24 protein-coding genes are annotated in these 19,260 nt (G+C 52.6%); 11 read left to right on the top strand and 13 right to left on the bottom strand.

Annotated elements, in window-relative coordinates:
• Positions 1 to 88 precede the first annotated feature (88 nt).
• The 3 genes from JRI95_07100 to JRI95_07090 all read right to left on the bottom strand — a co-directional run bounded on the left by JRI95_07100 (position 89) and on the right by JRI95_07090 (position 3,946).
• Entirely contained in the window at positions 89 to 1,825 is a 1,737-nt protein-coding gene (locus JRI95_07100; protein ID MBW2061319.1) for an ABC transporter substrate-binding protein, read from the bottom strand.
• Positions 1,826 to 2,000: 175 nt separating this feature from the next.
• Positions 2,001 to 2,963 (bottom strand): ABC transporter permease, encoded by a 963-nt coding sequence (locus JRI95_07095; protein MBW2061318.1) that lies wholly within the window; start codon positions 2,961 to 2,963, stop codon positions 2,001 to 2,003.
• A gap of 26 nt (positions 2,964 to 2,989) precedes the next feature.
• Entirely contained in the window at positions 2,990 to 3,946 is a 957-nt protein-coding gene (locus tag JRI95_07090) for an ABC transporter permease (protein ID MBW2061317.1), read from the bottom strand.
• Between the two features lie 227 nt (positions 3,947 to 4,173).
• Here JRI95_07090 and JRI95_07085 point away from each other — a divergent pair, with 227 nt between their 5' ends.
• On the top strand, positions 4,174 to 4,359 hold the full coding sequence (locus JRI95_07085) for a hypothetical protein (protein ID MBW2061316.1): 186 nt from the start codon (positions 4,174 to 4,176) through the stop codon (positions 4,357 to 4,359).
• 195 nt (positions 4,360 to 4,554) lie between these two features.
• The gene (locus tag JRI95_07080) at positions 4,555 to 5,196 is read left to right on the top strand and encodes a C_GCAxxG_C_C family protein (protein MBW2061315.1); all 642 of its coding nucleotides are present in this window, start codon (positions 4,555 to 4,557) and stop codon (positions 5,194 to 5,196) included.
• A gap of 42 nt (positions 5,197 to 5,238) precedes the next feature.
• Here the strand turns inward: JRI95_07080 and JRI95_07075 are convergent, their stop codons facing one another.
• The 8 genes from JRI95_07075 to JRI95_07040 form a co-directional block, all read right to left on the bottom strand.
• Positions 5,239 to 6,204: an ATP-binding cassette domain-containing protein gene (locus JRI95_07075; protein MBW2061314.1), complete on the bottom strand. Its 966-nt coding sequence runs from the start codon at positions 6,202 to 6,204 to the stop codon at positions 5,239 to 5,241.
• A 5-nt stretch (positions 6,205 to 6,209) separates the two neighbouring features.
• A complete protein-coding gene (locus JRI95_07070; GenBank protein ID MBW2061313.1) occupies positions 6,210 to 7,208 on the bottom strand; it encodes an ABC transporter ATP-binding protein in 999 nt (332 codons plus the stop codon).
• A gap of 35 nt (positions 7,209 to 7,243) precedes the next feature.
• Positions 7,244 to 8,155 (bottom strand): ABC transporter permease, encoded by a 912-nt coding sequence (locus tag JRI95_07065; protein MBW2061312.1) that lies wholly within the window; start codon positions 8,153 to 8,155, stop codon positions 7,244 to 7,246.
• A 3-nt stretch (positions 8,156 to 8,158) separates the two neighbouring features.
• Positions 8,159 to 9,094, bottom strand: a complete 936-nt coding sequence (locus JRI95_07060) for an ABC transporter permease (protein MBW2061311.1) — start codon at positions 9,092 to 9,094, stop codon at positions 8,159 to 8,161.
• Between the two features lie 296 nt (positions 9,095 to 9,390).
• Positions 9,391 to 9,609 carry a hypothetical protein gene (locus tag JRI95_07055; GenBank protein ID MBW2061310.1) on the bottom strand — a complete coding sequence of 73 codons (219 nt, stop codon included), beginning with the start codon at positions 9,607 to 9,609 and terminating at the stop codon, positions 9,391 to 9,393.
• Between the two features lie 21 nt (positions 9,610 to 9,630).
• Entirely contained in the window at positions 9,631 to 9,915 is a 285-nt protein-coding gene (locus JRI95_07050) for a hypothetical protein (GenBank protein MBW2061309.1), read from the bottom strand.
• Entirely contained in the window at positions 9,912 to 11,102 is a 1,191-nt protein-coding gene (locus JRI95_07045) for a hypothetical protein (GenBank protein MBW2061308.1), read from the bottom strand. The genes JRI95_07050 and JRI95_07045 overlap by 4 nt, the downstream gene beginning before the upstream one ends.
• Before the next feature lie 63 nt (positions 11,103 to 11,165).
• Positions 11,166 to 12,632 carry an HD domain-containing protein gene (locus JRI95_07040; GenBank protein ID MBW2061307.1) on the bottom strand — a complete coding sequence of 489 codons (1,467 nt, stop codon included), beginning with the start codon at positions 12,630 to 12,632 and terminating at the stop codon, positions 11,166 to 11,168.
• A gap of 61 nt (positions 12,633 to 12,693) precedes the next feature.
• On the opposite strand from JRI95_07040, the gene JRI95_07035 reads away from it, so the two are divergent.
• The 3 genes from JRI95_07035 to JRI95_07025 all read left to right on the top strand — a co-directional run bounded on the left by JRI95_07035 (position 12,694) and on the right by JRI95_07025 (position 13,665).
• Positions 12,694 to 13,050, top strand: a complete 357-nt coding sequence (locus tag JRI95_07035; GenBank protein MBW2061306.1) for a hypothetical protein — start codon at positions 12,694 to 12,696, stop codon at positions 13,048 to 13,050.
• Positions 13,051 to 13,053: 3 nt separating this feature from the next.
• Positions 13,054 to 13,386: a hypothetical protein gene (locus tag JRI95_07030; protein ID MBW2061305.1), complete on the top strand. Its 333-nt coding sequence runs from the start codon at positions 13,054 to 13,056 to the stop codon at positions 13,384 to 13,386.
• A 72-nt stretch (positions 13,387 to 13,458) separates the two neighbouring features.
• Positions 13,459 to 13,665 carry a hypothetical protein gene (locus JRI95_07025; protein MBW2061304.1) on the top strand — a complete coding sequence of 69 codons (207 nt, stop codon included), beginning with the start codon at positions 13,459 to 13,461 and terminating at the stop codon, positions 13,663 to 13,665.
• 90 nt (positions 13,666 to 13,755) lie between these two features.
• On the opposite strand, the gene JRI95_07020 is transcribed toward JRI95_07025, so the two are convergent.
• Positions 13,756 to 13,998, bottom strand: coding sequence for a cytoplasmic protein (locus JRI95_07020; GenBank protein MBW2061303.1), 243 nt, complete (start codon positions 13,996 to 13,998; stop codon positions 13,756 to 13,758).
• A 178-nt stretch (positions 13,999 to 14,176) separates the two neighbouring features.
• Here JRI95_07020 and mce point away from each other — a divergent pair, with 178 nt between their 5' ends.
• The 3 genes from mce to nifS are packed head-to-tail and all read left to right on the top strand — an operon-like array spanning position 14,177 to position 16,674.
• Complete coding sequence (gene mce / locus JRI95_07015) at positions 14,177 to 14,584, top strand: methylmalonyl-CoA epimerase (protein ID MBW2061302.1); 408 nt, start codon at positions 14,177 to 14,179, stop codon at positions 14,582 to 14,584.
• 18 nt (positions 14,585 to 14,602) lie between these two features.
• Positions 14,603 to 15,448, top strand: coding sequence for a Fe-S cluster assembly protein NifU (nifU, locus tag JRI95_07010; GenBank protein MBW2061301.1), 846 nt, complete (start codon positions 14,603 to 14,605; stop codon positions 15,446 to 15,448).
• Positions 15,445 to 16,674 (top strand): cysteine desulfurase NifS, encoded by a 1,230-nt coding sequence (gene nifS, locus JRI95_07005; GenBank protein MBW2061300.1) that lies wholly within the window; start codon positions 15,445 to 15,447, stop codon positions 16,672 to 16,674. The genes nifU and nifS overlap by 4 nt, the downstream gene beginning before the upstream one ends.
• 33 nt (positions 16,675 to 16,707) lie before the next feature.
• Here nifS and JRI95_07000 read toward each other — a convergent pair whose 3' ends face one another.
• Positions 16,708 to 17,274 (bottom strand): HD domain-containing protein, encoded by a 567-nt coding sequence (locus JRI95_07000; protein MBW2061299.1) that lies wholly within the window; start codon positions 17,272 to 17,274, stop codon positions 16,708 to 16,710.
• A gap of 112 nt (positions 17,275 to 17,386) precedes the next feature.
• Between JRI95_07000 and JRI95_06995 the strand changes: the two genes are divergently transcribed.
• The 3 genes from JRI95_06995 to JRI95_06985 form a co-directional block, all read left to right on the top strand.
• Entirely contained in the window at positions 17,387 to 18,223 is an 837-nt protein-coding gene (locus JRI95_06995; protein ID MBW2061298.1) for an undecaprenyl-diphosphate phosphatase, read from the top strand.
• Positions 18,220 to 18,828, top strand: coding sequence for a DedA family protein (locus JRI95_06990; protein ID MBW2061297.1), 609 nt, complete (start codon positions 18,220 to 18,222; stop codon positions 18,826 to 18,828). Before JRI95_06995 ends, JRI95_06990 begins: the two co-directional genes overlap by 4 nt.
• Positions 18,818 to 19,260: class I mannose-6-phosphate isomerase (locus JRI95_06985; GenBank protein ID MBW2061296.1), on the top strand; the 443-nt coding region annotated here is incomplete at its 3' end. The genes JRI95_06990 and JRI95_06985, both read left to right, overlap by 11 nt.

Below are 19,260 nucleotides of genomic sequence, written 5' to 3'. Positions count from 1 at the left end.
TATGGTTTCTAATAATTGAGGTTTAAGTCGGAGCGCGACGTACCGGCCGCCGCGCTCCGTCCTGTTCTTGTCCAGATGATTTTCGGTTTTATTTATAACCCATCTTCTTTTTTAGCTTCTGGTCAATCCAGACGCGGGCAAAGATCGGACCGGACCGCCAGGCGCCGACGCGAACCTCACCAAAGTAGTTCTTGACCCAGGGCCACCGGGCCACGTACACGTAACCTCCGGGCAGCCAGATAGCCGGAGCCAAATCCATGGCGTAAACAGCCAGGCCCTTCATAATCTTGTATGCTTCCTCAGGCTTCAAGTTCTGGTCAACGATGGTCTTAAAAAAGGTGTCGTCTATGTGCTTGTCCGCCATCATGTATGGGTTCCAGGTCTGACCGGTAACGAAGTTCTTACGGATGGTGGCAAACGGGTTGCCATGATCATTGGAGAAGAAGTAGCCCGGTCCCTGTTTCTTTTTTAACATCATGCTCAGGTAAGACGGATAGTCCATGGGCTGGAGTTCGAGCTTCACCCCGACCTTGGCCAGGTAGGCCACCACCATGGCCCCTACATCAAGACCTATCTGGGTCGAATTGGGAATCTGGGCCTTGAAGGTGAATCCATTGGGGTAGCCGGCTTCGGTCAGCATCTTTTTAGCCTTCTCCGGGTTATAGGTGAAGAGTTCCTGCGCCGTTTTGGGCAGGTCTTTATACGGTGTGTAAACACTCTTAAAAGTAATGGGGAAGGGGTAATTTACCAGTTGGCCCTCGCCATTGTATAGGGTGTCAATGATCTCCTGCTGGTTGACGGCCAAATTCAAGGCCCGCCTTACCCGGATGTCGTCAAAGGGCTTGGTGTCCATTCTCAAGGCCACCATGTAACCACCCATGCCCAGATATTTAGACCACAGGAGCTGCGGAACGCTCTTCTTGAGACCGGCAACGTCCTCGGCTGCTATTTGCATATTCATATCAATCTTACCGGTTCTCAGGGCTGATATCCGCATCTGCCGGTCCTTGATAAGCATGGTTTTGATCTCGTCGGTAAAAGGCAGCTTATATTTTTTGCCACCGATAGGCGTGGTGTCCCAGTAATCGGGGTTCTTGGTGTAGGTCACGGAATGACCTTTTTTAACATCCGTAACCATGTATGGACCGGTGCCTGTGGCGTTCTTCCAAAGTTTCGGGTTAACAACCTTCTTTCCGTCTTTAATTTGCTCTTGTTCGGGCGCCTGAATGGCGTCGTAGTAGCCCCAACCGAAACGATAGGCCCAGTTGGCGTTCCATTTCGATAAATAGGCCACGGCCGTGTACCTGTCCCGGGCCACCCATTTTTCGACCCAATCCACATAAGTCGGGATGGCCTTGCGGGAGTTTTTCAGACGGTTCTGGGCGTAGACCACGTCGTCGGCCGTAAATTCCCGGCGCTTCATTACGCCTTTCTTTTCCTGCCAGTAAACGCCTTTCCTTAAGTGGAAAACCAGGGCCAGAGGGTCTTTTTTCACTTCATAGCTTTCCACCAGTTCGCCCCTCATTACGGTCGGAGGAATCCAGGCGCTGGCGGCGAAGGCGTATTCATTAGTGCCTCGGGGACCTTTCTGCAGATCGCCCATAAAAAGGTGTTCCATGTACAGGCCGGTGTCGTGGCCGTGCTTCCAGGTCCATTCCGCGATATCCCAGGAAATGGGATTAAGATGGGCGCCCAAATTCGCGACCTTGAGCGTCCCGCCGTACTGCGGTTCTTCTCCAGCCACGGCCGGTGTGGAAGGCCCAATCATCAGCCCTATCATCAAGAAACATGACAGCAGCGTCAACCAATAGAATTTTTTTGTCATTCCTCGTCTCCTTAATTTTATTTAATTAGTGACTTTGAAATGAACTCGCTCCACCTCACACCTCTTTTAAGTCTCTTTTAAGCTTCTTTTCCTTTTTTAAGCCTCCTTTCCCTGGAATTTCATCTTGGCGATTGTTGATAAACGAACACAGTTGAACGTTGTTAAACCTTAGTTGTTAAGCCTCTTTTTCCTTTGTAACGCGTTTCTTTTTAACCTTTTTCCCGGAATAACGCCCTCCGCCGCCCCTCAGCCTCGGGTCCAGGAGGTCCCGAAGCGCGTCCCCGAAAACATTGATCCCATAAACGACTATGGTCAAGGCAAGGCCGGGCACAAAAGCCAGCCACGGGGCCTGAAGCATGTAACTGCGTCCGGTGCCGCTCAGCATAGCCCCCCAACTTGGGGCCGGGGGCGGAATACCCAGGCCGAGAAAGCTCAAAGTGGCCTCGGCCAGAATGACGGCCGCGATGCGGGTCGTAAACAGAATGATAATGGGGGCCATAATGTTGGGCAGGATATGCTTAAGCAGTAATCTCAGGGTAGAGGCGCCAATGGAATCGGCGGCCTTGACGTACATGTTTTCCTTGGTGGATATGGTCGCCCCCCGGATAATCCTCGAACCGGCAATCCCGTATTGTAGTCCCAGGATGAAGATGATCTGCCACATCCCCGGACTGAAAATGGACACAAAGACGATCAGGACGACCAGGCCGGGAAAGATCATCCAGGCGTCCACAAGCCGCTGCACTATCAGATCATATTTTCCACCGATGTAGCCGGTGGTGATACCGATAAAAGTAGAAATGAGAATGGAAAAAAACGTGGCTGTGGAACCGATAATTAGCGAGAGCCTCGCCCCGTAAATAATACGGCTGAGCATATCCCGGCCCATGTGGTCCGTTCCCAGGATGTATTCACGCGACGGGGTTTTGAGACGATTTATAGGATCCATCTCGTTGTATCCTTTAGGGGCCAGGAAATTGGCAAAGATGCCGGTGAAGAGAAGAATGGCAAAGATGACCCCTCCGACAGCCCCCAGCGGCTTTTCCTTGAATAACCTCACGAAAAAGTTGGCTATAAAGCCGCGGGTCTTGGGCATGACCGCCTGTCCGGATACTACGCTTACGGCACTACTTTCCATGAAGCAAACCCTTGTTATTATTAATCTTACTTATACCGTACCTTGGGGTCGAGAAAACCATAGCTTAAGTCCACCACAAGATTGATCACCAGGATCACAACGCCGAAGATGAGCATCAGGCCCATAACAATGGGATAGTCCCTCTGGTTAATGGACTCGATCAATAAAAGACCCAAGCCTGGCAGGACAAATATTGACTCCATGATTATGGAGCCTGCGACAAGGACGGGGACATAAAGGCCGATCAGGGTGATGACTGGTATGAGGGCGTTTTTCAAGGCATGCCTGATAATGACTGTCTTCTCTTTTAGCCCCTTGGCCCAGGCGGTCCTGATATAATCCTGCCGGAGCACCTCGAGCATCATGGCCCTGGTCATCCTCATTTGCACGGCGGAAAATGCCAACCCCATAACCGCGCCCGGAACGATGAACGTTTTTAAATTTTCTATGGGGTCTTCTCTAAAGGACACCAGGTCTATCGAGGGTGACCAGTCCCACCATAGCGCGGGGTAGACCACGATCATGGTGCCGAGCCAGAAGCTGGGGACGGCCAGCCCCAGTATGGCCACGGTACGGCCGCCATAGTCGCCGGCCGTATCCTGGCGTATGGCCGAATAGACTCCGATGGGTATGGCCAGAACAACACCGATAATAAGGGCTATGATCCCCAGTTCAAGGGTAACGGGCAGCCGGGCCATCACTTCCTCGGTGACACTGGTCCCCATCCATAGTGAGGTGCCCAGGTCGCCATGCAGGATTATGGCTTTCATCCACCGGTAATACTGGACGTGTACCGACACATCCAGTCCCAGGGCGCGCTCGAGCGACGCGCGGGTTACTTCTTCATCGCTGATATCATGCATAGATATCATCATGTCAATAACATTTCCAGGCACGAGCCTTATCAGGAAAAAAACTATCAATGTGGCAAAAATCAGGGTGGGTATCAGCGCCAGTAACCTTCTGATGAAGTATCCACGCATAAAACGCTCCGATATAATTTAGATAACTTAATAATATTAATTAAAAAACAACGTTCAAAAACAATAATTAAACTAGCGAATGGTCAAGCCCGAATCAAAAAAAGGCTCTTTAGTTGTTTTTTAATTACTTCAACGAATTATTATTTAGTCTATCCCGCAGTTTTTAAAGTTATGTTTTAGCAATAACCAATTCGGGCGCATTAGTCAAGCGTTTTAACTAAAATAAGTTGGCCGTTTACTGCATTGATCAGGTTCCGGCCATCTGGCTGCCAGGATACTATTTCTATCAAGCCTGGTGGCCGTGGGTCAAGAATTACTATGGCGAGATCCGTGTCGGCGCCTGGCGTTCCGCCCCGATATTCGCCCGAATCTGGATTGATCAGAAGTTGAAAAAGCAGATGGGATACAAATAAGGCCAATCTGAAATAACCTAAGCAACGGGGTGTGATGAGCCGTTCATCATGCCCCGTTTGTTTCCTGGCATATGATACTGGGTGAGTCCATATATCTGTGATAAGATAATTCCAAAATATTATTGGTGGATCGGTTGAAGAGTTTGTGTTTTAAGGTAATGGTTTAATAAAAGGTATTCAAGGAGGTTGTCCGGCATGGCGAATCTTGAGGCTTTAAGAGAAAGGATTGATGAACTGGCCGAGCGGGATTGGAATTTGCCTGCGATAGAGGCCAGGTTTAACAGGCTTGTTGCAGAAGGCGTCCCCGGGAAGTCATTGCATCGGGAAGAGATAGTTTCTCAAAAGGAGGAAATCCTGGACCGCGTTCAAAGGCGAGCCGAGGAGTACTGCTACCTCACGCGCAACTGCGCCAAGGGTTCAGCCGCAGCCTTGATGGAGGAATTCGGGCTGGGCAATATAGAAATAATAAAGGCATTAGCTCCTTTCCCCGGCCTGGGCATGACAGGCGGTATCTGCGGGCCAGTGACCGGCGGCCTCATCCTCCTCGGTCTCTATTTCGCCAGTGACGATTTGACGAATTATGAAGCGGCCGGTCACTATCTGGCTGCGCGTAAGTTTGTGAACCGTTTTAAAAAGGAATTGGGTTCTCTTTTGTGCCCTGATATTCAGCAGCTTATCTTCGGAAAATATTATGATCCCATGGCCAGCCTGGAGAACCTGGAAGCCTTCAACCAGGCCCATGCCCGTGAAAAATGCCCTTTGGCTCCCGGTTTAGGGGCCAGAATCGCGGCTGAGATCATTATCGCGGACATGGAGAAAGTGGGTCCCAGCGGCTAGATCAGGTCCGAGGCAGAGTGGATAAAAAGAATGTCAGGCTCGTTAAATATGGCAGGCCACTTTATGGCCGGGGCCAATCTCTTTGAGCTCAGGTTCTACCTGAGCGCAGATTTCTTTAGCCTGAGAACAGCGAGGGTGGAACCTGCATCCCCGGGGCGGATTGAGCGGGCTGGGAACTTCGCCCCCGAGGATTTCTTCTGTAATTTCCACTTCGGGGTCGGGGATCGGGACCGCGGAAAGCAGGGCCTGGGTATATGGATGCTGGGCCTCGGTGTAAAGACTGTCGGCCGGCGCGGATTCGACTATTTGCCCCAGATACATGACCCCGATGGTATCCCCAATATGCTCGACCACGGCCAGATCGTGAGAGATGATCAGATAGGTTATGCCGAATTTTTCCTGGATTGCCTCGAGCAGGTTGAGTATCTGGGCTTGAAGGGAGACATCAAGGGCAGAGACCGGCTCGTCCAGGATGATGATCCTGGGGTTGACCGCCAAGGCCCGGGCCACGGCGACCCGCTGGCGCTGACCGCCGCTGAATTCATGCGGATACATGGCCGCGGATTCGGGCAGCAGGCCCACGATTTCTAGTAATTCCTTGACGCGGTCATTCTTGTCCGTTTTGGAGAACCCCCCCGCGGTGGACATCGGTTCGCTGATGATGTCACGGGCTCGCATTCTGGGGCTTAGTGAACTGTAAGGGTCCTGGAAGACCGCCTGAATTGAGAACTGATATTCCCTTAGCTCCTCCCTGTTCATGTCAGTAATAGATTTGTGTTTGAACAGAATCGAACCACTGGTCAGCGGTTCGAGCAGAAGGAGCAGTTTTGCGATCGTGGTCTTACCGCACCCGGATTCCCCCACCAGGCCGAAGGTTTGTCCGTTATGTACATCAAAGCTCACGCCGTCAACCGCCTTAATATAGCCTTTGGTCCGGTCAAAAATCAGCCCGGCGCGAACAGGAAAATATTTAATCAGCTTATCTACAGCCAGAAGGACATCATTCATGCAGTTCAGTCTCCAGAATATTTCCAGCATTTAACATACTCATCCCCCTCCACTTTTTTAATGGGCGGATATTCCTGTTTACATCTCTCGTCAGCCATTGCACAGCGGGGCCAGAAACTGCATCCGGTCGGAAGAAAAAGCAGGTTTGGCGGCTGGCCTTCAATGGAAACAAGCTGCTTCTTTTTACCCAAACGAGGCACAGAATCCATTAAGGCCCTGGTATAAGGATGAGCCGGGTTTTTAAATATTCTCTTCACGGTTCCTTCTTCGATGATTCGGCCGGCATACATGACGCAAACACGGCTGCACAGGCGCGCAATAATACCCAGGTTGTGGGTAATTAAAATAATGGCCATGTGCGATTCGCGCTGGATCTGTGCAAAGAGCTTTAGTAGTTGAGCTTGAATAGTTACGTCCAGGGCCGTGGTCGGTTCATCGGCGATGAGCAGTTGAGGATTACAGCCAATAGCCATGGCCGTGGAGACTCTCTGCCTCATCCCGCCGCTGAACTGGTGGGGATAATCGGCGATCCTCACTTCGGGGTTGGGGATTCTGACCCTTTTCAAGACCTCGATGATCTTTTGGAGAAGAGCTGCGCCTGTAAATTTCTCGTGAAGACGAAAGGGTTCAGCGACCTGGCTGCCGATAGTAAAGACAGGATTGAGCGAGGTCATGGGGTCCTGGAGGACTACCGATATCAGCTTGCCCCGATATTTCCTCATTTCCGCCTGGTTTAATTTCAGGAGATCAACTTCTGTTTCTTTTCCTGATTTGTCCTGGGTATGAAACAGGATTTTACCCCCAACGATCTTACCCGGCGGACTGGGAATCAAACGCAGGATGGACATGGCTGTTACGCTTTTGCCACATCCGGATTCACCCACCAGCCCCAAAACTTCGCCCTTGTCAAGTTTGAAACTGACCCCGTCAACCGCCTTGGCAACACCGCGCCGCACGAAAAAATAGGCCTTCAAGTCCTCAACTTCCAGTAGATGTTCATTCATGACTCACCGCATGCCATTCCGTTAAATCCTAGATCTTAAAACTGCCTGAGTTTGGGGTCGAGGGCGTCCCGCAGCCAGTCGCCGATAAAGTTGCAGGAGAATACCATGGCCACGAGCGCCAGTCCGGGAAAGGTCGCAATCCACCAGGCGGTGGTGAGATAATTCTGGCCTTCAGACAGTATGTTGCCCCAGGACGGGGTCGGGGGCTGGACCCCAAAACCGATAAAACTGAAGGCCGCCTCGAACATGATGACTCCCCCGACGTCGAGAGTGATCAGAACGGTCAGGGTGTTGACCACGTTGGGCAGGATATGCCTGATCATAATCCTGAGGGGACTGGCTTGGGCCACTTTGGCCAGGGCCACGAAGTCGCGTTCTTTCAAACTCAAGACCTCGCCCCTGACGATACGGGTAAAATGAACCCAGCCGAAGACAGAAACAATTAAAATAATGATGAACATCCCGGATGGCAGGACCGCGGCCAGGGCCAAGGCAAGAAACAAAACGGGCAGGGACATCATGACATCCACGACTCGCATGATGAACATGTCAACCAGACCGCCAAAGTAGCCGGCAATAAGGCCGACGAATGTTCCAAAGACCGATGAGATCCCGATCCCCAAAAGAGCCACGATTAATGAAACGCGAGCGCCGTAAATGATGCGGCTTAAAAGATCCCGGCCCGTGGAGTCGGTGCCCAGAATATATTTACTGCTTCCGCCTTCACTCCAGACCGGAGGAGTTAACCTGTCCTTGGGGATAATTTTTTGAGGATCATGTGGAGCTATATAAGGAGCGAAAACGGCACAGATAATAACCAGGATAACGACCAAGGCCGGTATAATCGGAGCCTGCTTTAAAGTAATTAGGATGTGCTGAGTCTGGCGCCCGGTCCGAGCTTGCGCTGGCAGGGCCGTCTCAGAGGAGGGGGAGGATGCTGTTGTCATGACTCAGGCCCTCCTCCTGCGAAAAGATCGAATCCGTGGGTCAATTAAGACGTAGATTATGTCAACGGCCAGGTTTCCGAAAACAAGCAAGGTGGTGCTTATAAACACGGCGCACTGGACCACGGGAAAGTCTGAATTCAAGACGGCCTGGTAGGTCAGACGGCCGATACCAGGCCAGGCAAACACCAGTTCGATGATCAGCGATCCGCTGAACATGCCGGCCATAAGAGGCCCCATCAAGGTCACCAGGGGAATAGCTCCGTTTTTAAGCGCATGTTTGAAAAGGACCGTTCTTTCCCGCAAGCCTTTAGCCCGGGCCATCTTTATATATTCGGAATCAAGAACATTGATCATGCCGGATCGGGTTAAACGCGTCAGGCCGGCCCCGCCAAAGAGACCCAGGGCTATGGCCGGCAGGATGATATGTCTGAGGCCTCCATAACCGGAAGTGGGGAGCACGCCCAGTTTTACCCCAAAAATCAGGATTAATATCAAGGCAAACCAGAAATTGGGGATTGATTGACCGGAAAAGACATAAACCCTGGTTATCGTGTCAACCCAGGTGCCTCGTTTAACGGCAGACAGTATTCCCAGACAGATACTTATGGTCCAGACCATAAAGAAGGCCACCAGGGATAATTTAATAGTTGCCGGAAACCGGCTGAGGACTAGGCTTAACGCCGGTTGATCCCAGTTATAAGAACGTCCGAAATTGCCTTTGGCCAGCTCCCTGAAGAAGTATCCAAGCTGGATGATGACAGGCTTGTCAAGACCATAAACACGGCGTATCTCTTCAATGTCCTCCTCCTCGGCGTCAGGGCCGGCCATGAGAATGGCCGGGTCGTTAGCCCCGACCCGCCCGAGGATGAAAACAAAAACCAGTACACCAAGAATAATAAAGAAGGACTGAATGATCCTGATAATGATAAATCTTTGCATGAGACTAAACCTTTAATGCACCGCAAATCACCTAAGTGAAAAATCTGGAAATTTTCAGGCTTTTTATCCGAATTCAGGTTTGGAAAATCTCAATAGAAACCAGAGAACGCTCCAATCTGTGGCTTCCTTCCCGGCCACTGGGTAATACTCATGCTGGATCGTGCGCCCTCCGAATATCCTATACAGGATTTCAGTATTTTTGTAAAGCAACCTGAAGATTTCATCACCGTTGTGTAAAGGGAAGAGACCTTCGCGGATAAAGGTTTTGTTTCTTTTAGGCCAACTTAAAGGAAACGCTAATCACAAAGGATTTTGATTATCTGCGGCGCAGCATCTTTGGCACGCTCTCTCAGCTCAACATCGTTCAAACTGCCGATAGGATGCTTTATGACCGCAAACTCATAATCAGGCAAGGCCCGAACCTGGGCAATGGCCTTGGCCGTGGGGATAAAGGGTTCGGTGATAATCACTGCCGCTGGTTTCCCGTGATCGTCAACTTCAACGCCATCGTGCAAACTGCACGAACTGCAGGAACCTCAATCACCAACCGCGGTGATGACCGCGTCGCATCTGCTCAGTAAATCCTCCATAAATTTCGGCGGGCAGTTCATGCCAGCACCGAACTTGGTCACGCTCACCACATTTTTTACTGAAAATTTGGATTTGATTTCCTGTGCCACCATCTGGAGCAGGGCGTCGGCGTTTTCCTTGCCATTGGACAAAAGGCCGAGCCGGCAGCCCTCAAGTGAAGGGAGTCGCGGCGCCAGGCTGGCCGGCTTGACCGCGGCTTCCTGAACCGGATTTAAATAGCGAATCGTCATGGTCTTATATCTCCTATGGTTTGCAGGTCATCTGAATCTTGCGGCTTGCAGTCAAGACAGACGCCGATGGGTTTTGTCTGGAAGAGAGAAGCGCGCCCCCGGCTCCAGGACGGGATGAAAGCAGAGTGGCCGCCGGCCGCGCCGCCGGCCACCACGAGCAGGATATCTTCCGGGACCACGCCGCGACTGACCAGGGTTGTCTCATCTTCCGGCTTCAGTTCGCCGCCGAGTTCGGCGAGTCTCTTTAGGTGCAGGTCCTCGTTGGGTCTCTTGAAACTACTTATCAGCTTTAAGCTGTCTATTCTGCTGCCTTTTTGTCCGAATTTGCCAAGCCTTTTCAGGTCAGCCGCCGTCTGAGTGGCGTGCTCGAAGAGGAATTCTTTAACCTGACGTTTACTCCAGCCGCTTTTAGCGATGATGTTCGCATGTTCCGGCGACAGCACCAGGCCTGACTGTCCCAGAGAAAAACCGCCCATAGACGCCATCTCACAGGCGATGCAGGTTAAAAGTTCTTCTGGCTTACCGCTCTCATGATTTTGTATGCCATGAGGTGACTCAGCCGCAAAGACGGTCACCGTGCTAACGTCCGCATCAAAGCCCAGCTCGACGTGCAAAGGCTCCCAGGGACTGACCTCCTCGGCCTCGGCCATGCAGAAGCTGTACTTGCCCGGATGGCCCTGGGTTGACTTGTCCAGCACGCTCGGCTGAGCGCCGGCTACGTTTATCAGGATCAGGCGAACCGCTCGCCCAATGGTAGCATTGGCGCGATTCCCGGGCCCGAAAACGTTCACGCCGCTGTTCATTTTCAGATCATGGCGCATGGGGCCGTTTACCACGATGAACGGCGCGGCCCCGCCTGTACTGGTAATCGAGGCGTGAAAGACATAGTATGGCTCGGCCATAGCCTGCAAAACCGCAATCACCACCAGCATATAGCCGGGTAAGCACCCGGCCATGACGCAGTTGATGGCCACCTTTTCAGCCGTTATGACCCGGTTGCGGGTGGGAATGGTGGCGATAATATCCGAAGGCTGGCTCCCGGAAGCCTCCAGGAACTCGAACACGCGCTCCGGGGTCGGCGGAACCACGGGCAGGCCGTCAGTCCAGCCTTTCTCAAAGAAAAGCTCCTGCAAGGCGATGGGGTCTTCAGCCTCGCCAATTTCAGATGCAAGGTTAAACTCTGTCATAATTAGACCTCCTTATAAGGTAACCACATTCTGCAATCTTTTATCTTCTTACCTCAATCTGATTCATTTTTGCTCTTTGAGTAATTGCGCTGTTAAAATTAACGCCTCGTTTTTATTATGAATCTGACCTGTGACCTGCGCTTCCTCAATGGACACTAGTAAACGGCCAATCAGGGGAGAGGAAGGCAGCCCGAAAGCGGTCATGAGATCGGTGCCGGTGACCAGCCGGGGGAGTTTCTGGCTTTGTTGCGTTATTTCCAGGATGAGGTGTTTAAAAAAGGCCAGAAGGCTTGGAAGACCGCCATGAATCTCTGAGGCCGGACCCCTGGTGGCCATGGCATCGGCCAGGGCGTGAAGCAGCAGCCCCCACAGTTCGGGGCCGGCTGACCGGCCAAAGCGGTAGATTCCTTTTGGCTGAAGTTTATTGGCAGCCTGAGCGGTAAAAAGATGAAAAGGCTGAAGGTGATGACGGATAATGAAGCATATAAAGGTTTCTTCGGCCCTGGAAAGTCGGAATCTGCCTGCGATCTGTGCGGCTGTTTTTACCCCGATGACCTCATGTTTATAAAAATGGACCCTGCCTGCCCCATCTTCAGACCGGGTAGCTGGTTTGCCCAGGTCATGGAGCAGGATGGCCAGCTTGAGCAGGGCCGGCCGGTTTTCATGGGCCAGATAGGTCTTGATCTCAGAGACAAAGTCGGGAAAATGCTGTTCCGGCCTTTCCATGATTTCTTCTAGAAAAGAGAAGGCCTGAAAAGTATGGTCAAGCACGTCGAGATGGTGATGGGCGTTTTGTATGCAGTCTTGCAGCAACCTGAGTTCAGGGATTAAAGCACTCAGCAGCCCTTGCTCCATCATGGTCTTCATGGTGGCATGACTTTTAGGTGCGGCCAGAATCTTAAGGAGTTCCTCACGAATCCTTTCGCCAGCCATTTTCCTGATCAAAACGGCATGTTTGTCTACCAGGGCCAGACTGGCGGGGTGAGGGGTCAGGTTCAAGGTGGCTGCGAACCGAAAAAGCCTTAGCAGGCGCAAGGGATCGGCCAGGACGACTGCCTCTGAAACAAACCTGGCCTTTTTTTGTTTTAAGTCTTCAAGACCGCTCCAGGGATCAATAAGCCGGATTCGGTCCCGGTCCGGCCGGAATTCCACAGCCATAGCATTGATGGTCAGGTCCCGGCGGGCCAACTCGGTCTCAATGTTTCCGCCTTCGAGCGGCACCAGATCAATGATAAGCTCGGGTAAGGCGAAGCGCAGGGTTTGCTTCGGGGCGCGACCAAGGGGAATGGCCCTGGTTTCGAGGGCTGAAGATAACTGTCGGGCTGTTATATCCAGCGGACCGGCTGTGGTTAGGTCCAGATCGTTGACTTCTCTTTTAAGGATCAGGTCCCGCACCGCGCCCCCAACCACAAACAAGGGCCATGGTAAGGTCCGGGCCGCTGCGGATAGAGCCAGAAATCCGGGTAATTCCTCAAGACGATCACCAATTGCGTTTAGAAGGTCCTTTTCCATCTCTCCCTGATAGCTCATTGACAGAACTTGTGCTCATGGGATATTTTAAACCAGAAATTAATGACAATAAAGGGAAAAGATGAGGCATTCCTATACTGCGCCGTTGCTTTCAGGTCTGGTGCTGCCCGGCCTGGGTCAGGTCGTCAACAGGCAGATCATCAAGGGGTTCGTTCTGATCAGCCTGACCACCATGATCTTCTTAGCTATATTGATTAAGGTCTTCCTGGACCTTTCAGCGGTCATGGGGCAGGTAATGGGACCGGATTTGAGGCTCGGGCCGGATGGGGTATCAAAGATAATTGCGGCCATGAGGGCCAGGGATCTGAGCCTGCTGTATGTGCTGTGCGCCATTGGTGTGGCCCTCTGGTTCTATGGCGTGGTGGACGCCTTTCTTGTGGGCCGCCGGTATAAGGAGCCTGAGACCGAAGAGGGATAATATATGCGCCAGCTGTTTATAGATGAGCTCAGCCCCGAAGACGTGGCGGCTGTAAAAAATTTCTTAAAGGCAAATGTTATCGAATCTGGCGTGGAGGGCCTGTATTGGGTGGAATTAACCAGGGACCTCCTGGACCCTGACCAGTTTGAGTGCGAGGCGGATCATCCCTTTTGTTTCGCAGTTGAAGTGGGTGATTCCTGGGTGAAATTCGAGTTTCTGATCCGGAGCCGGACCAATCTTCGAAGCGCGCAGATGCGCTATGCCAGCCGCATGCAGCGAGACTTCATTCTTAATTATTCCGACCGCATAATCAAAGACCTTGACCTCAGGACTTGACCTCAAGAACGCTCTCAAGTACCTTTGTTATTCAGCAAGTAAACATCTGGTGCGCCAGACTCGAAAGAAACCTTGAGTGAAGCCGATATGCTTTTTGGTGAAGAGGATTACGAGGCCTTGAAGAAAGCTTTGCCAGCCAAGGCTATTTGTGAAAGCTGCGGAGGCGAGATGCTTTTTGTGGATAAGGCCAGGGATGATCATCGCATTTTTTTTTACCTCTGCCAGAACCCGGAGTGTGCAAACAGCACTGAGCCTTATCTGCTGACTTTGATTTTTTGAATGTCATCGTCAGGAATATTGATGCCTGATCGTGTGAGGCTGCACGGTCATATGCACCCCCGCTCATGCCGCCGGGGTCTCAAGTCAGGTTCAAATAATGAGGCGGACCTGGTCAGGGGCGTTCTTATCAATCTTGTTACCTAGGGTTGTGCCGCACTGGACGCAGAGGTATTCGTATTTATCACCTTCAGGCAGGACCAGAAGCAGCCGCTTGCGCACCGGCATGGGCCGCTGACAGGTGGGACAAAAAAGCTCAGTCGCATCGAATTCAGTGAATTGGGACCGGGGCTTATTTTGTTTTCGCGGTGATCTCGGAGGTCTTTGGTCAGCCATTTTTTAGTACATCAGGGCACTTTTATAACCTGATCTAATTATGAATCACTGCCATTGAGCTGTCAAGTCAAGGTTCGGCTCGTCAAGGTTCGGCTCGTTGAAGCTTGAAAAAAGACCATGGGAGTAATAAAATAATCGTGTATCAATAACGGACTATCAGACCGTACTGGAGGAAAAAATGAAGATCAAGCGCATCGCTCACCTGGGGATCGCTGTAAGCGATTTAACCCAGGCTCGAACCTTTTATACTGACATGCTGGATTTGTCCATAGATCATGAAGAGAGGGTGGATGAACTTAAAACCGCTTTTGTGCCATTAGGGCAGACTAACCTGGAGTTGATCCAGGACACCGAACCGGACGGGGTAATCGCCAGACATATTGACAAGCGAGGTGAGGGAATCCAGCATGTGGCCTTTGAGGTGGAGGATATAGATCAGGCGCTTAAAGAGCTCAAAACCAAGGGTGTCCGGCTCATTGACGAAGTTGCCCGCCCTGGCGCTCATGGGTCCAGGGTGGCTTTCCTTCATCCTAAAGCCACGAATGGCGTTTTGACCGAACTGGTAGAATATCTAAGAGAAAAGTAAGGAGCCAGGGATAACGCTATGTGGGATTACACGGATAAGGTTAAGGATTTCTTTGAAAATCCCCGCAACGTCGGGGAGGTGGGCCGCATAGACGGAGTCGGAGAGGTTGGTTCCCTGGCCTGCGGGGACGCCCTTCGTTTGACCATCCAGGTTGATAAATCTTCGGGCAAGATTGAGGACGCCAGGTTTCAAACCTTTGGGTGCGCCAGCGCCATTGCCAGTTCTTCAGCCCTGACCGAGATGATCAGGGGGCTCACCACTGAAGAGGCCTTGAATATTTCCAATAAAGACATCGCTGATTACCTGGGCGGTCTGCCCAAGGAGAAGATGCACTGTTCAGTCCTGGGCCGGGAGGCTATGGAGGCGGCTATCGCCAACTATCTTGGCCAGGCGCCGAAGAAGGAGGAAGGGGAAATCATCTGTGAATGCTTTGGCGTGACGGACAGGGACATTGAACGTGTGGTCATGGAGAATGATCTGACAACGCTGGAGGAAGTCACGGATTATACCAAGGCCGGCGGCGGCTGCGGGTCGTGTCATGAAAAGATCGAGGCCCTGCTTTACCGCATCATGGCCAAACGGCAAAAGGAGGCTCAGGCAGCCGAGACCCCTCCTAAAAAGCTGACCAATCTCCAGAAAATCAAGCTGATTGAGGAGACGATTGAACGCGAAATTCGCCCGGCGCTCAAAATGGACGGAGGAGACATCGAGCTGGTGGATGTGGATGGCAACCATGTCATGGTGACCCTGAAAGGAACCTGCTCCACCTGCGCCGCCAGCCAGTTTACTCTCACAGAGTATGTCGAACAGAAGCTCAAGGAATTTGTGACCGACGAAATAATGGTTGTGGAGGTTAAGCAATGAAGACCGTCTATGTGGATAATAACGCCACCACCCGCACGGCCCCGGAAGCGGTTGAAGCCATGCTGCCTTACTTCAGCGACCTTTATGGAAATCCCTCGAGCATGCATTTTTTTGGAGGCCAGGTTGAGAAGGAACTCAAGCAGGCCAGGGCCAAAATCGCCGCCCTTATCGGAGCTGCCCCTGAAGAAATCGTCTATACCTCATGCGGCACCGAAAGCGACAATACCGCTATCTGGGCCACGCTCAGGTCCTACCCTGAAAAGAGGCATGTCATTACTACCCGGGTCGAGCACCCGGCCATTAATAACCAGGTCAATTACCTGCGCCAAAGCGGCTTTCGGGTGACCGAGGTTGGAGTGGACCGTGAGGGGCGCCTGAACATGGATCATCTCCGTGACGCCATTTCCGAAGAAACAGCCATCATCAGCGTTATGTGGGCTAACAACGAAACCGGCGTTATCTTCCCGGTCGAGGAAATCGCCGAGCTGGCCGCAAGTCATGGGGTGGTCTTTCATACCGATGCGATTCAGGTGGTGGGAAAGATTCCCATCAACCTCAAGGAGACGAAGATAGACCTTCTTTCCCTTTCCGGCCATAAGCTCCACGCTCCCAAAGGTATCGGCGTCCTGTACGTCCGAAAAGGGACGAAGTTCAAGCCGTTCATTGTCGGCGGGCATCAGGAGAGAGGCCGGCGGGGCGGGACAGAAAACGTGCCTTACATCATCGGCCTGGGAAAGGCGGCTGAACTCGCCATGGATTCACTGCCTGATGAGGCCACTCGGGTCAAGGCTCTCCGGGACAGGCTGGAACAAGGCCTGCTCTCAGCCGTGCCCAACTCCATGGTCAACGGCGACCGGGAGCATCGGCTGCCTAATACCGCCAGCATCAGTTTTGAATACGTGGAGGGAGAGGCGATCCTGATTCATCTCTCCAATGTGGGTATCTGCGCCTCTTCCGGTTCGGCCTGTACTTCCGGTTCCCTGGAACCCTCGCATGTCCTCAGGGCCATGGGAGTGCCTTTTACCGCGGTTCATGGCTCGATGCGGTTTTCTCTAAGTGTTTATAACACCGAAGAGGAGATTGATTATATCCTGGAGCACGTGCCTAAAACCATCGCGAAGTTAAGGAGTATCTCCCCTTTCTGGAAGGATGGCAAACCGGTCGAGTCAGCACTTCTGACCGGGACTGTTTCGTGCAGCGTCACCCCGGCCGGGAGCGCTCACTAGGCGCCTGCAAAAAGCCTCTGAAAAAAGGTATCCTCACAAACCGATCTCATCCGCCGCTTCCCGCATGCCCATGATGGTGTCGGTCATCAGTTCAGCGATATCAACGCCCAGCATCCCGGCGCCTTGTTCAATAAGATCCCGCCTCACACCGGCGGCAAAGCGTTTATCCTTCCACTTTTTTTTGACCGATTTGACCTTCATGTCCATGACGCTTTTGGATGGCCGCACCAGGGCCACGGCGGTCACAAGGCCCGTTAGCTCGTCAATGGCGTAAAGCGTCTTTTCCAGGTCGGTCTTCGGCTCCACATCGGTGACGATCCCCCAGCCGTGGGAGATAGCGGCCCGGATGTATTCTTCAGGCCATCCCTTTTCTTCAAGAATACTCTTCGTTCTGGTGCAGTGTTCGTCTGGAAATTGATCGTAATCCAGATCGTGGATCAGTCCGATTACGCCCCACTTTTCTTCATCCTCGCCGCGCTTTCGCGCGATGTACCGCATGACTGCCTCGACAGCCAGGGCATGATTGAGCAAGGCCTCACTCTGGGTGTATTCCTTTAACACGGCCAGGGCCTCTTCTCGATTTGGGATATGTGTGCTCATGCTCTCCTCCGCTTCCTGCTTAAAGGTCATTGACGGTGCCTGCTCTTTCTGATATGGGACAGACAAGTTCTATAAGATTATAGGCGCATCCGGTTGAGGATGGCAAGTGGATTTGGCAACTGTAAAGGCCGTTATTTTAGGGGTTATCCAGGGCCTGACAGAATTCCTGCCGGTCAGTAGCTCCGGTCACCTGGTTTTAAGCCAGCATCTTTTTGGCATAAAAAAGCCGGAGGTCTTTTTTGACGTGGTATTGCACCTGGGGACCCTGACCGCGGTCTGTCTTGTTTTTCGGCGCGACATAGCGGCGCTGGCGGCTGAGCTCCTGCACCTGCCAAAGGTGGTCAGGGGGCGCGATTCCCTGGCCGCCGCCTGGCGAGAACGGCCCAATTTCAGGCTCTTGGTTCTGATCCTGGCCGGAACCATTCCCACGGGCCTGATTGGATTCATCTTCCAGGACTTTCTCGAATCCCTGTTCGCTTCCACCTTTGCGGTGGGCCTGGCCCTCCTTGTGACCGGTTCGATTTTATTTCTGACCAGGCTGATTAAAGACGGAGGCAGAGGCATAACCGGGTTTCGCGCCGTGGACGCCCTGCTCATCGGCCTGGCTCAGGGCCTGGCCATCACGCCGGGCATTTCCCGTTCAGGCTTTACCATCAGTACCGGTCTTTTTTTAGGACTGGATCGGGAGCTTGCGGCGCGGTATTCCTTTTTGCTTTCCATCCCAGCTATTCTTGGGGCCTTAATTATTCAATTCGAGGGCGTGGCCGCCAGTTCATTCGACCTTCTTGCCTTTGGCCTGGGTTTTCTGGCCGCGGTGATTTCCGGCTGGCTGGCCATTATTCTTCTGCTCAAAATAGTTCGGCGCGGGGATCTCCATTATTTCGCTTACTACTGCTGGCTGGTCGGTCTAGTAACCCTGGGCCTGACGATTTACGGTATCTCGGGATGATCAGCGAGCTGACAGCCTGGGTGATCCATTGGGCCTCCACGCCATACGGCGCCTTTGCCTTATTTGCCTTGGCCCTGGCCGAGTCCAGTTTTTTCCCGATCCCTCCTGACGCGCTTTTAATAGCTCTCTGTTTGATCAATCCTGAAATGTCGTTTATCTATGCTTTTGTCTGCTCCATTGGATCAGTTCTGGGGGGAATCGTCGGATATATTATTGGTCTGAAAGGCGGGCGGCCGCTCCTCGGACGCTGGTTCAAGTCGGACAAGGTTCGTCTGGTGGAGGACTACTTTCAGCGGTGGGATGTCTGGGCGGTGGGCCTGGCCGGATTCACGCCCATCCCGTACAAGATTTTCACCATCTCCGCCGGGGTATTCGACCTGAACTTCCCCCGCTTTTTGCTGACCTCCATCATCAGCCGCAGCACGCGCTTCTTCATCGTGGCGGCCCTCTTCTTTTTCTTTGGTGAGCCGATAAAGGACTTGATCGAGCGATACTTCGGACTCTTGACCATACTCTTTTTTATACTATTGTTTCTGGGTTTTTATTTCATCAAGATCATGGGAAAGCGGGCGGCCGCGTCAGGAGGCACGCAAGATGAAAGCTGAAGTCTATCCGGTGATCCTTGAACCGCTGGTCCTGGGGAAACCCTGGGGCGCCCGAGGCAAGGGCCCGGAACTCGTACCCGGAGCCGATGCAAACCTGAAGGTCGGTGAGGTCTGGCTGACCGCGGATGGTGACCGGCAGAGCATGGTCATGAACGGTCCCATGGCCGGGATGACCCTTAAGGATTTACGGTTGAAATGGGGCCCTGATCTTCTGGGACAGGGGCCAGCCGGTAAAAAGGATGAGCCCTTCCCTTTGCTTCTCAAATTCATTCATGCGGCCGAGCACCTCTCTGTGCAGGTTCATCCTGATGATCCCACCGCGGTCAGGCTGGAAGGATCGGGGCCGGGTAAGACCGAGGCCTGGTACATCCTTGAAGCCGACGCCGGGGCCAGGCTCGTGCTGGGACTCAAGGCCGGGGTTGATCGGACCGG

Source organism: Deltaproteobacteria bacterium, assembly GCA_019308995.1.
Lineage (GTDB): Bacteria > Desulfobacterota > Desulfarculia > Adiutricales > JAFDHD01 > JAFDHD01.
This window is presented reverse-complemented; position numbering and strand designations above follow the sequence as displayed.